Source organism: Parabacteroides caecihominis, from assembly GCF_023656785.1.
GTDB lineage: Bacteria > Bacteroidota > Bacteroidia > Bacteroidales > Tannerellaceae > Parabacteroides > Parabacteroides segnis.
The window spans coordinates 71,955-84,885 of record NZ_JAMOKS010000023.1 but is presented as its reverse complement, the minus strand read 5'-3'; the positions used below and the strand labels follow the sequence as shown (position 1 = coordinate 84,885).

General features: G+C 40.0%; 9 protein-coding genes and 1 pseudogene. All 10 read right to left on the bottom strand.

Translation table 11 applies throughout. The features are described from left to right. Positions 1–90: 90 nt before the first annotated feature. Positions 91–954: pseudogene (locus NBH14_RS18655) on the bottom strand (alpha/beta hydrolase); the annotation flags it as partial. Between the two features lie 120 nt (positions 955–1,074). Then, on the bottom strand, positions 1,075–2,760 hold the full coding sequence (locus NBH14_RS18650; protein WP_186959779.1) for a hypothetical protein: 1,686 nt from the start codon (positions 2,758–2,760) through the stop codon (positions 1,075–1,077). 122 nt (positions 2,761–2,882) lie between these two features. Further along, positions 2,883–4,508, bottom strand: a complete 1,626-nt coding sequence (locus NBH14_RS18645; RefSeq protein WP_128135141.1) for a RagB/SusD family nutrient uptake outer membrane protein — start codon at positions 4,506–4,508, stop codon at positions 2,883–2,885. 12 nt (positions 4,509–4,520) lie between these two features. Beyond that, complete coding sequence (locus NBH14_RS18640; protein ID WP_250817705.1) at positions 4,521–7,700, bottom strand: TonB-dependent receptor; 3,180 nt, start codon at positions 7,698–7,700, stop codon at positions 4,521–4,523. Between the two features lie 293 nt (positions 7,701–7,993). Further along, the gene (locus tag NBH14_RS18635; RefSeq protein WP_186959783.1) at positions 7,994–8,968 is read right to left on the bottom strand and encodes a FecR family protein; all 975 of its coding nucleotides are present in this window, start codon (positions 8,966–8,968) and stop codon (positions 7,994–7,996) included. Between the two features lie 70 nt (positions 8,969–9,038). Further along, positions 9,039–9,596: an RNA polymerase sigma-70 factor gene (locus tag NBH14_RS18630; RefSeq protein ID WP_128135143.1), complete on the bottom strand. Its 558-nt coding sequence runs from the start codon at positions 9,594–9,596 to the stop codon at positions 9,039–9,041. Between the two features lie 106 nt (positions 9,597–9,702). Further along, a complete protein-coding gene (locus tag NBH14_RS18625; protein WP_186959784.1) occupies positions 9,703–10,482 on the bottom strand; it encodes a LytR/AlgR family response regulator transcription factor in 780 nt (259 codons plus the stop codon). Further along, the gene (locus NBH14_RS18620) at positions 10,475–11,512 is read right to left on the bottom strand and encodes a sensor histidine kinase (protein ID WP_128135145.1); all 1,038 of its coding nucleotides are present in this window, start codon (positions 11,510–11,512) and stop codon (positions 10,475–10,477) included. The genes NBH14_RS18625 and NBH14_RS18620 overlap by 8 nt, the downstream gene beginning before the upstream one ends. A gap of 120 nt (positions 11,513–11,632) precedes the next feature. Continuing rightward, positions 11,633–12,265: an outer membrane beta-barrel protein gene (locus NBH14_RS18615; protein WP_122328175.1), complete on the bottom strand. Its 633-nt coding sequence runs from the start codon at positions 12,263–12,265 to the stop codon at positions 11,633–11,635. 15 nt (positions 12,266–12,280) lie between these two features. Next, entirely contained in the window at positions 12,281–12,928 is a 648-nt protein-coding gene (locus tag NBH14_RS18610; RefSeq protein ID WP_186959786.1) for a DUF4136 domain-containing protein, read from the bottom strand. Positions 12,929–12,931: the final 3 nt, after the last annotated feature.

Sequence of the window (12,931 nt, the reverse complement as noted above, 5' to 3'; positions counted from 1 at the left end):
TCTGTTAAAAAGGCCGGTTATAAAAATGATTTTTGACTTAATAAATTTGATATTATCCGGAGATAATGTCAAAAATCATCCTCTATTCTAAAAACTGGCAAGCCAGGCCTTCAGATCCTGCAACATTTCTGTATGATACTTGAAATCTGTCCTATATCCCCATCCATGCCCACCGGAAGGATAAATAAAGATGGATGCCGGAACTTTATTTTCTTTTAATGCCAGATAATAATATACTCCGTTCGGTGTAGGTACGCCGTCGTCGTCATCGGAGAAAGCAATAAAAGCCCTGGGAGTTTCGCCCGTCACCTGCTTTTCATTAGAATAAAGATTTTCCAGTTCCCGGGAAGCATCCTTTCCCAGCAGGTTATCATGCGAACCCAGATGGGTAAATGATTTATCCATAGTTATTACCGGATAAAACAGTACCTGGAAAGCCGGCCGCAAATCCTTCTTGATATGTGTCGCTATTGTCGATGCCAGATGACCTCCGGCAGAAGACCCCATGATACCGATGTCTGTCGGATCAATGTTCCATTCCTTTGCCTTTTCTTTCACCAACCGTATCGCCTCTTCCGCATCAGAGAACGGGACCTCTTTATTTCCTCTTGGCATCCGATATTTCAGAACAACATAAGCAATACCTAACTTATTAAAAAAGGGAGCCCAGTCGTAACCTTCATGATTATAAGCCAGTCCGGCATAAGCACCACCGGGACAAGCAATTATAGCACGTCCGGTAGCAATATCCTTCGGAGGCAGAAAAACACGTAACGAAGGTTTGTAGTTCTGAATATTGTCATCAAACGGAGTACGGTCTATACCATTGGTATTCGGAAGTCCGTTCTCCCATAAGTCAAGATTAAACTCTTTTTCGGTAACCTGAGCAGCAACAGGGTTGCAGATGACAAGAAATGCCCAAAGAATAAATAAAGATGTTATTGTTCTCATGATAAACTTAGATTTAATTATACTTATAATGTCTCTTTCCCTCAAAAAACAAGAGCCCGGCTTCTTTTCTCAACAGAGCGTGAAACCGGGCCCTGCAACCGTCCGATTAAAAAAGTTTTATTTTCATTGACCGGTTGTGCAAACAATGACCAACTTGTTACCAGACGGTACAAATCTCAACACATAATCCGTATTATTGCCTTTGACTATACTACCTTTTTCACATGCTACATTATAATTGAATCCTCTGAACTCAGACTTTACGGACGATTTTTCAAAGTCTTTAAATGGCAGGCGGTCAAGTCTGTCCTGCGGAACCCTCAACTCAAGTGCCCAATCCAAACCACTTTCTGCTGCATTACATGAAATATCGATCTTGTCCTCGTTAAACGTGAAAATAAAATTATTCCCGCTCTTATCTTTAGACTCGACATTTAAAACACTCTTTGACGGTTCGCTGACTACGGGATCGGCCAAAACAAGTTCCGTCCCTTTTCCATTCTTATCCAGCTTCACAACCCGAAGTCCGATCTTATCGTCCGGCGTACTCCAATAGAATCTATCGATTACCGGTAAGGTATAATAGAAAAATTGTCCTCCCGTACCCGGAGTATCCAGATATTCAGACTTCATTTTTTCATCAAACAAATGAATATCCCGGAAACAGAAACCATCTTTTTCCCAATACAAATTAGAACGGTAGAAACGGCTGTTATACCATACGGATTTGTTTCCTTCATTACGGACATCAACTAAAGTAGTTATCGCAGTAGCCGGAGTTTTTGGGAATTGTTCCTTAAACCAGCGACCGGATTCTTCCAGTGTCTCTACCCGAATCTTTCCGGCTTTACTCAATGAGTCGAATAGAGGAAATTGCATGATCAGACCTTCTCCCATTCCTGACCAGGTAAATGAGTTTTCCTGACCAGCCTGTGCATAATTGAATGCCAGACAGGGTTCATCAACAATCGTTTTAAGGAAATATTCCACCCACTTTTTACTTTTTCCCCCTTCGGTATATACGGGTTCAAGTGTTATAACCCCCTGATGGTTAGAGCCTATTCCAGCATCATACTGGTACATCGGATCGCTACCTAACATACGGAATACAGGTACCGGGATCTGATATTCGTCTGTCTGAGCCGGCATATATGCATTCAGCTTACTGGGATAATAGGCTTGGTTCCAATACCCTCCCCACAATGTATAGCCATCAGTACCAACCTGATCTTTGCAGTTACAGGAAGCGACAATACCATATTTTTTATACATATACTCCAAAGTATGTGAATCAACATACCAGGAACCTACAGACTTAGGATATTTACCATAAATCTCCTTAAATTTCGCCATATAGACATCCACCAGTTTTTCCCTTTCTTCCAGAGTATATCCCGGAGTAAAAGCGATATTGGCGGTCGATACCCATGAATGTTCTCCGCGCCATTTCAATCCGGCAGCTTCCACATGAGGCTGGGTAATTTCCCACCATGCACCAAGTTCACATGTAGGATTAAGCTTGGCTTTCATTAGCTTCTGATATTCCGGATTGATCAGGGCATCATACTGAAACAGGAATGTTGCAGGAAAGTCATACTGATTAACCAGGTCGATTTGTTTCTCCACCGTTTCAAACATCAGTGCATCCGAGTTTTCCAGACGATAGTCTGTCTGGCGAATAAAATTGACTATATTGATTATTCGCGGAGCGGTATTTTTCTTCTCCTCTTTTGCCTTACTTGCCTCAACACAACCTGTCGGAAGCAGCAATACACTTAAAAGTATGAATATAAAAACTTTTGAGTTCATCTTTTTCTATTTAAATAGCACATAATGACACAAATTAAGGAACAAAAATGATAATAGCATGTTTGTTATTTGACAAATTTGTGTCATTTATGCGCTTTTTTAATCAATTACTTATACTCGAATTAATTATAATAAGGATTCTGTTCCAAAGTATAATTACTCTTTATAATTTCTGAGCGAGGAATTGGCAACCAATAATGCTGCGGAAGGAAATTACGTTCCAAAACTGTGATTTCAGTATATTTGAAATTACCATTTTCATCCTTTTCAATTTTTATGCCAATAGAATTCTTGTTTTCATACTCATCAGCAATTTTCCATCTTCTCAAATCGAAATAGCGTTGGTTCTCAAAACTTAATTCTATTCTGCGCTCATTACGAAGTTTTTCAAGTAGTTCTGTACCGGAGGCTGTTACCGGAGGCATTTCTACCCCTTCACGGGAACGAACTACATTGATAGCTTTACGGCATTCTTCTTCATTTCCCAAATAGTACTGAGCCTCAGCATAATTCAAATAGAATTCTGCCAGTCTGAAGAAAGTCCATGGAACAGTAGTTGCTTCCGATTCATTAATAACCTGATTTTCATCATGAAATTTATGCAAATAGTAACCAGTCTTCGAACAGTTCCAGCTTCCAATGGCTCCTTGTTCGCTATCTTGTCCGTTAGGAATAAATGTTTCAACCGCACGTCCTCTGAACATTGCACCATTATGAAGAACCGTTGCATAAAAACGAGGATCACGACCTTCATACGGATTTGCCGGATCATAACCGGAACCTGCTTCTGCCGGTTTTTTACCCGTTGCTTTCATTTCATAATCATCCACCAAATTCTGAATAGGACAGTTACCTCCCCAACCGCCGTAGCCATTAGGAGAATTAAACAAATTCACCCTGTTAGCATTCGCCTTCGTATAATAACGTCTGAAAATAACTTCGTCATTATCTTCCAAGAAAAGAGTTCTATAATCCGAAGCCAAGCTATATCCTGGCAGATCGATTACAGCTTTAGCCGCATCACGTGCCAATTCCCATTTTTTCAGATCATTAGAAGTATTTACCAAAGGGCTTGCAGCATACAATAACAGTCTTGATTTCAGTGCTTTGCAAGCATCTGCAGAGGCACGACCTTTATTTTCTCCTTCCATTTTTGCCGGTAAATGCTCAATAGCCTCATCCAGGTCTTTTAAGATAAAATCTACACATTCCTCATACGTATTTCGTGTGATAGAATAATCCGTATCTTCCAATGTATACGCTTTCGTAATAATAGGAACACCACCAAAGCGCCAGATCAGATTAGAATACACAAAAGCACGAATAAATTTCATCTCACCATACAGACGACTCTTTAATTCTTCCGTAACCTGCGCTTCTTCATATTTTGCAAAGAACGTATTGATGTTACGCAAATACTCATAAGCTGTATTCCAGTAATTAAAGTTGGAGAATCGACCAGAGTCAAAATTTTCAACATTATCCGGGTTCATTTCTCCCCTGGCTACAATGTTAGAACTACCATCTCCATGACGAGTATATGATTCATCTGTAGCCGAGGAAGACATTGCTTCATCAAAACCGTTCGGATAAGCATTGTAACAAGCTGTCACATAAGCTGTGAGCAAAGCATCATCATTAAAAACAGCATCCTCTGTAAGTGAATCCAACGGTTTTTTATCCAAAAAATCGCTACAAGAACTAAAGCTTAACAGTGCGGAAACTGCCAAATATATTATCTTTTTCATCTTTTTCCCTTTTTAAAAAGTTAAGTTACATCCTATATTAAAGATTCTCATTTGAGGATAATAGCTGCCTTCTCCGCTTCCTTCCGGATCCACATATTTTATATGATCCAGAGTAAACAGGTTCTGTCCGCTCAAATAAACTCTACAGTTTGATATACGTAGTTTATTAAACCACAAATTAGGCAAGGTGTATCCTATTTCCAGGTTTTTCAAACGTACGAAAGAAGCATTTTGTGTCCAGAAACTACACGGATTTTCGACTCCATAGTTGATAGTACCACCGGCACGGGGCATTGTTCCATCGATATTATCTTCTGTCCAACGATCTTCAGCTCTCCATTTATAGAAATTCGACGTTGCATCCATACGACTAATTACATCTTTTACAGCACGAGCTTGTCCCTGAAACAGTACACTAATATCAAAGTTTTTCCAATCAGCCGACAAGTTCAAGCCAAAGATAATCTCCGGGAAACCGGTCAAATTCTGACGAACACGGTCCAGTGAGGTTATTTTACCATCGCCATCAACATCTTCAAAAATCAAGTCACCAGGACGGGCCGCATCCAAATGAGGATAACTATCCAATGCTGCCTGATCTCTGAAAATTCCTATAGCACGATATTGCAGACCAGCTCCCATCGGACCACCTGTTTCATTCATATATTCATGTCCTTCACCCCATGGAGTTTCATCCATGAACAAAACTTTATTTCTGGCAAACATAAAGTTTCCACTTGCACGGAAGTTCACTTCACCGATCTTATTGAAATGGCTCAACTGTATTTCCATACCCTGGTTTTGAACCCGTCCGATATTTTCATTCGGCAAATCGATCAAACCTGTATACTTAGGAATAGAAGCATTGCGCTTTGCCAGAATATTAGAACGTTTTGTTTTGAAATATTCAACTTCAAAACCTAAAAGTCCATTCCAGAATGTTCCTTCAGTACCGATGTTCCAGGTATCAGCAACTTCCCATGTTACATTATTATTAGGGAAACCTTTCTGATATAAACCAACCATGTCAGTTCCGCCAAACACGTAATTACGGCCCAAATTATATTTAAGCAAATACTGGAAAGGATCGATATTATCGTTACCTTGCTTACCGAATGATCCGCGTATCTTCAAATTATTGATCCAGTCGATATTATCTTTGATAAAGCTCTCTTCAGACATTCTCCAACCGGCAGACACACCCGGGAAAAAGCCCCAACGCTGTCCTGCCTGGAAAATATATGAACCATCATAACGGAAATTAAACTGAGCCATATACTTACCTGCAAAATCATAAGCGACACGTCCGAAATAACTGCGACGTGCGCTTTCTGAAGCATCACCAGAGTTATCATAATAATCTTTGTTGGATGTACCGGCAAACAACTGGTCGATAGCTGTAGACATAAAACTACCACGAGATGCCCAGAAATTATCCTTTCTATAGCTGTTTTGTTCAAAACCGAGGATAGCATCTATCCCGTGACTGCCAAATGTTTTCTTATACTTCAATTTGGCATTCAATGTCAGCGACCAATCAGCTAAATGCTCTTGTCTCAATGAGGTCTGCTGAACAAGTGTGTTCATGTGTTCCGTATAAGTATCGGTAGCCTCATCCCATGTATAAAAAGACCAGGGCGTCTGCCATTTTTTATGGTCTTTTCCTATACGGTCATAAGCCATATAAGCATCTGCAGCTAAACCATCCAACAACCACGATAAATTCCAGTCTGCAGTAATAGTTCCATTAAATACTGCCTTCTTATCATATTCATAACCAGTTTTATCTGTAGCCATCACGATTGGGTTACTATCCAAACCATTTGTCGGTAACCCATTCGGATACTGAGCTAAAACAGTAGGATAAGATCTGGTAATACGCCAGAATATATCACCGGCACTCATGCTGGGGAAATTTGCATCTTCCAAACGAGACGAGATATCCACCGACACTTTCAGGTCTTTAGTAATTTTAGCATCGATATTTGAACGTATATCATACTGTTCATACTTTGTCGATCCATTTTTAAAGATACCATCCTGACTGGAATAACCACCACCTACATAATAACTAACAGCATCCGTACCTCCGGAAACAGATACATTATGTCTCTGTTGAAAAGCAGCTTTCTTTAGTACCTCATCTGCCCAATTTGTATTCGGATAATGTATCGGATCCAATCCGTTTCTGAATAATTCTATTTCATCAGCGGTATACCGGGGAACACGTCCGTCATATGATTCCAACTCGTTCGTCACTTCAGCAAAAGTAGCAGCATCTGCCAGATCCGGCACACGTGTCGGTTGCTGTAAACCGACATTGAAAGAATAGCTAATTGACGGTTTTCCTGTTTTACCTCTCTTGGTTGTTACCAGAATAACACCATTGGCAGAACGCGAACCATAGATAGCAGCAGAAGCATCTTTCAAAACAGTAATACTCTCAATATCATTTGGATTAAGTCTATCCAAAGAACCACGACCGGCAATACCGTCGATCAGGATCAACGGATCATTATTTCCGGTTGTACTCTTACCACGAATATTGATTGTTACTCCGTCAGCACCCGGTTCACCACTACCGTTAGTCACGATAAGGCCCGGCAAACGACCGGCCAAAGCCTGTCCTAAGTTCTGAGTCGGACTCTTGATAATATCATCACCCTTTGCAGTTGCGATAGATCCTGTTACGACACCTTTCTTCTGCGTACCATAACCCACAACTACAATTTCTTCCAAAGCCTGAGAATCTTCTTTCAATACGACCGCGAAAGTTTTCTTATTTCCGACTTTTATATCCTGAGTTATATATCCTATATATGAAACCTGAATTTTAGAACCGGCTGATACTGACAATGAAAATTTACCATCAATATCAGTCATAATTCCGTTTGTTGTACCTTCTTCAATTACATTGGCTCCAATAATCGGATCGCCCAACTCATCAGTAACCGTACCGGTTATAGTCTGATTTTTCACCTGCTGAGCAGTCTTAGGTGTAATTAAGATATGGCTTCCCTGAATTGAATATGAACAACTGGCGTCTTTCAATATAGCATTTAAAACTTCATTCAACTGCGTATTATTATATGCCTTTTTAATACGTTCATTCGCATTTATTAATTGATCATTATAGTCTACTGAAAGATTTGTTTGCTTTTCGATCTCTACAAAAGCCTCTTTTAAGGTCATTTGTTTTGAGAGTGTAATTAATTGATTCTGAGCCTTTACTATAAAAGAACAGCACAAGAATAATGCAATGTAAATAGATTTATAAAAAGTATTTACCACACATCTTCGTGATTTGTTATATATTTTCATAACTTTGTATATTTAAGAATTAAATTGAATACTATCTTTTTGATTTAAGGGCATATATAACGCCCCAAAAATCGGGATGATTTTCGATTTCAGTCCGGGAAGAAGTGATTGGCCGTCAGCTTCCCGGATACCTTTTTTTCATGATATTGTTGTTTTTTTAGTTGTTACTGAATATATACATCATTGTCTACAATTTTATATTTAAAGTTAACTCCAATTCTTTTTAAAACATCCAATGCCTCTTCCAGGGATTCCCGGGCATGGAAGCGAACAGTAAATGTCATGCTTGCATATTTGGTATCATTGTAATTGATCTTTACCTTATATTGTCTTTCCAACGCACGGAAAATATTCGCTAACGTTTCCTGCTGGAAAATCAGATACCCTTTCGTCCAGGTGCTTAACCGGGAAGCATCCACATAGCTTTTAAGAAAAGAAGCATCTGCATGGTTATAGGTCAGTTGTTCGTTTGGGTGCAGAATGACAGAACCCGATGAACCTATTTTATCGTCAACCCTGACACAGCCTGATTCCAGGATGGTTGTGGTTTCACTTTCTTCCGGATAAGAATGCACATCAAAGACTGTTCCTAATGCTTCGACATTCAAATAATTCGTTTTTACAATAAAAGGTCTTTCCTTATCTTTAGTGACTGTAAAATGCCCCTCTCCACTCAGGAACAACGTTCGTGTTTTTCCGAATTTCTCGGGATAGATTAAAACTGAATTTGCATTTAACCATACAATAGAACCATCCGGTAAAATAACCTGCTTTCTTTCCCCATTCGGAACAAAACATTCTACCATATGCATATCAGATGATATGCCGGCATATTTATAATACCATGTAGTAGTGACAATCCCTAATAAGGGTAATACAATAATTGCAGCAATAACAGCCAATCGCCGGTAGAAAGAGTTATTTTCAGGATGAATACGCTTGTTCACCTTTTTCAACTCTGCGTAAGATGTAAAATCTATCGTCTCCGGTAATGAGTTCCATATATCTTCTAATACCTCTTCCTTCTCATCGGCCTGTTCTTCCCGGATAAACCAGGCGGCAAACCGATTACGTACCTCTTTGGGAAAATCATTTCCAAAGAAGCGGGAAAACAAAGTATGTAGATGTCGTTTCTCCATTCTATTTTTAGTCTTATATAATTAAGACAAACAGAAAAAGAAACACACACAGTCTAAAAGTGATTTTTTTTTAGATAAAAAAAGGTAATACTATTTTCAGGACTTTTCGCAAGTCTGCAAGGGCTTGAGTTATATGGTTTTCAACAGTTCTTTTGTTTATATTCAGTTTAAGGGAGATTTCTTCGTTCGAAAGGCCTTCTTTCCGGCTCATTTTAAAAATCTGTTTTCGCTGGGGAGGCATATTCTCTACAGCAATGTCCAGCAAAAGCCCCAGTTCTTCCGCTAAAATACGTTCTTCCATCAAATCATCTATCCAGACAGATTGTTGGTAATATCTCTCCAGGTGGTTCTCATGAATTGCATTTAGTTTGTAATAGTTGTAAAGCTCATTACGGGCTATTCTAAACAAATAGGCTTTGAAAGAATCAGCCGATGCAGCCGATTTCCGATGGGTCCAGACCTTAATGAAAACCTCCTGGGCCAGATCCAACACCTCGTCTTCCTCTTTGATAAACCCGAAAAGAAATCGTTTTACCAAAGAATGATAAGACATAAAAAGCATATTGAATGCCTCGTGGTCTCCTTCTCCCAATGCTTCAAGATATTTTGCCTCTAACTCCTTCTCCATTCTTTCAATTGCTTACAATATTACTCCTGCAATTATTGCATCAAAAGTATATTATATTCGCTGAAAAAACAAATCAGTCAATTATTTAGAGCTAAAACAGATTCTTTCAATAGTTCAGCCATAGCTTGAAAGCACTGATCTTTTCACGGCTGACGATAATCTTATCTTTAAAAGGAGGAATAACTTTCACGACAACTTTACCCAGGAAATAAGATTCGATCTTTTGGATAGCCTGTACACTAACTATCGTTTGTCGGTTTGTCCGGAAGAAGCGGTCCGGGTCCAGCTGCTCGCACAACTTATCCAGAGACAAATCTATAATATGTTCTTTATTCTGATTAGTTACGGCAAAGGTTATTTTATTTTCAGAATAGAAATAAGCAATATCATCCACCTGCAACGTAAATAATTTGTCCTCCCCCGAAATAAGGAAACGGGTTCTGTATTTCTTCGCCGGATTGGTTATATTCTGAAGTATCTCCAGGATATCTCCTTGCTTATTAGACTCTTTATAGAATTTGGAAGTAAGCTTTTCATATTTCTCCAAAGCTTCGCCCAGCCGTTCCTTATCGATCGGTTTCAACAGGTAATCGATACTGTTCGCTTTAAAGGCACGGATCGCATATTCGTCGTAAGCCGTAGTAAATACGATCATGCTCTCCGGATTCGCCTGTTCGATAAAAGAAAAGGAAACGCCATCGGTCAGCTGGATATCCAGAAAGAGGATATCGGGATGGGGATTATCCTGATACCACTTTACGGCGCCTTCCACATTACCCGGCAAGACCAGGATCTCCCATTCAGGGCGCAACTCCGTCAACATTTTGTTCAGCAAACGTGCCGCCGGGATTTCATCTTCTATGATAGCTGCTTTTATCTTATTCATTTAATAATGGGATTTTAACGGTAAAACATTTAGAATCATTCTCTATCGATATATCCTGATCGCTAACCAGTTTACAACGGGTAGATAAATTCTTCAGTCCGGTACCCGACTTGACAACATTCTGCTTGAGCCTTATTTCATTGCTTACCACTAATTTCTTTTTATCATCCGAAGTACTCAGATAAATCGTCATCGGGTTATCCGAATTGATTATATTGTGTTTAATCACATTTTCAGTCAGTAGCTGCAATGTGAAAGACGGTATTTTCTTTTCCAGCAAGGAAGGATCGATCCGGTTATCCACATGGATACAATCCCCCAGCCTCACTTGATGAAGGAAGATAAAAGATTTCAGGAAAGTCAGTTCCGAACGCAAAGTGACCTGCCCCTCCTGTTGGCTTTGCAGAATATAACGGTAAACGTCCGACAGACGCTGGGTGAACACAACTGCATTCTTTGGATTATATTCTATTTCCGAAATCAGCGTATTCAGGTTATTAAAAAGAAAATGGGGATTCAACTGATTCTGCAAAGCGATATACTGTGACTTTATCGCACTCTCTTCCAGCTTATTTGCTTTTTCATGGAGAACGATCAACTGCCTGTAGAAGTTAGCCACCATCGTAAGACAAACAATCACCATCTCAACCAGCCATACCACAAACATCATCCGGAAGCCGGCTCCCTTCAACACAAACGGCGAAGGTATCTCCAACAAGACTTTTACGACAGAAGACAGCAGATAGTTTATCAAAAACAAAAGTCCCGCCATCAACAGGCAATTGATCAGTAACTGATTCTTCCTTTTCATCAGAACCTGATAGCTTTTCCGCTGCCATTCACTGATAAGGACAATACTGAACCCGATCACATTAAAAACAAATACAACCAACAGGAAAGCCCAGAAAGAAATCAACACGTTCTGATGCTGCGGTGAAAGGTCCGAATAAAGCACCAAAAACAAATGTGAGAAACAGGCTAATCCCGAGAACAGGAAAAAATTGAAAAAATGGTTGTATTTGCTCTGCATTGTTTGTTTTAATGTTCTGTTATAAACACAAATATAAGGTTTATAAAAATAAAGAGGCTATCTGATACCAATTTTCAGATATCCTCTTTAAAAGAAATAAATATATATCACCTGAATTTATCAGAAGCATAAACCGACACGGAAGCCGAGATCGTTCTGCCCGTTCATCGAGTAGGTCAGCAAATCTGTCTGATTGGTGGCATAGCTGTAATACAGAGCCACATGGAAGCCAAAACGCTTATCCGGTACGGGATAAATATTCACTCCGACCTCCGGAGAGACATAGAAGCCCCAGGGATTTGAATAATAACGGACAGTCGTCATGTAACTGGAGTTCTCCGCATACATCGCTCCCAATTTCACTCCGACATATGGCTTCAGATAATCATTATGTCCGAGACGGTAGGAAGTGGAAAGACCGAAAGGAAGCTGGAAAGCCGACAATTGCTGGTCGGTAGTCAGCGATTGGGTCGGCGACAATTGCAATGTCTGGCGGTCCACATATTTATGATTGGTATGGAAACTCAGGAATGCTCCCAACGACCAGCGCGGCGTCACATAATAACCAGCTTCGAAATTCATCCCCCAGCCACTGATCTTATCTGCAAAGTCGGTACTGATAGGTGCGTTCATCTGCCAGTCCACATTAAAATGAAGGTTATCTTCCACCTGTGCCTGTCCTTTCAAACAGAAAACGGACAGTATCATCAACAATATGAATTGTTTCTTAAAAATGTATCTTATCGTTTTCATAATCTTCCGGATTTATTATTTATCAGTATACAGTATATTAAGGTAAGGAGATTGTTCGAAGGCCTGTTCCACAGCACGAAGCGTCAGCTGCATGTCGATACGCGAATTGTTATAGACCAACCCCGAAGCATAAGCATGCCAGATAACCGGCAGATCGACTTTCTTGTTCTGATCGGTAGATTTAGCTGTCAGATCAACCATTTCCGCAACAAACGTCCCGGTGTCATAACTGTAGGAAACCGGATAAGGATAATACCAGTCATTCCAGAACGGGCCCCAGAAACCGGCACCCCACCAACCATAGCCGTAACCGTAACCCGGAGTTATGATCTGCGTAGTCTGCTGTGCATAGGACAGTTGCAAGCCGATATCGGCTTTTTCTTTGTCATCCACACGGGTATATCCCCGGTCATCCATCTCGGCAACCACCTCGCTGATGATCTTTTGAGCATTCTCGTCTTTCCAGTATTGGGCTTTCATACCGCCACCGGCGACCAGAATACTGTCAGGAAGATAATAAGAACTGAATTTGTTAAACTGAATACTGTTATCATAATTCGTATAAACAGCATAATCGCTGTCGAGCTTATTCAGATCGGGATCTTTTTCGCAAGAAGAGAATAAAGCCGTAACAGCCAAAGCAAATAAAAACAACTTCTTCATACG

Excerpts from the sequence above, each read along its gene's own strand:
- NBH14_RS18630 (WP_128135143.1), bottom strand. The coding sequence starts at position 9,596 with ATGGAGAAGGAGTTAGAGGCAAAATATCTTGAAGCATTGGGAGAAGGA.
- NBH14_RS18635 (WP_186959783.1), bottom strand. The coding sequence starts at position 8,968 with ATGGAGAAACGACATCTACATACTTTGTTTTCCCGCTTCTTTGGAAAT.
- NBH14_RS18620 (WP_128135145.1), bottom strand. The coding sequence starts at position 11,512 with ATGCAGAGCAAATACAACCATTTTTTCAATTTTTTCCTGTTCTCGGGA.
- NBH14_RS18640 (WP_250817705.1), bottom strand. The coding sequence starts at position 7,700 with ATGACCTTAAAAGAGGCTTTTGTAGAGATCGAAAAGCAAACAAATCTT.
- NBH14_RS18650 (WP_186959779.1), bottom strand. The coding sequence starts at position 2,760 with ATGAACTCAAAAGTTTTTATATTCATACTTTTAAGTGTATTGCTGCTT.
- NBH14_RS18645 (WP_128135141.1), bottom strand. The coding sequence starts at position 4,508 with ATGAAAAAGATAATATATTTGGCAGTTTCCGCACTGTTAAGCTTTAGT.
- NBH14_RS18615 (WP_122328175.1), bottom strand. The coding sequence starts at position 12,265 with ATGAAAACGATAAGATACATTTTTAAGAAACAATTCATATTGTTGATG.
- NBH14_RS18610 (WP_186959786.1), bottom strand. The coding sequence starts at position 12,928 with ATGAAGAAGTTGTTTTTATTTGCTTTGGCTGTTACGGCTTTATTCTCT.
- NBH14_RS18625 (WP_186959784.1), bottom strand. The coding sequence starts at position 10,482 with ATGAATAAGATAAAAGCAGCTATCATAGAAGATGAAATCCCGGCGGCA.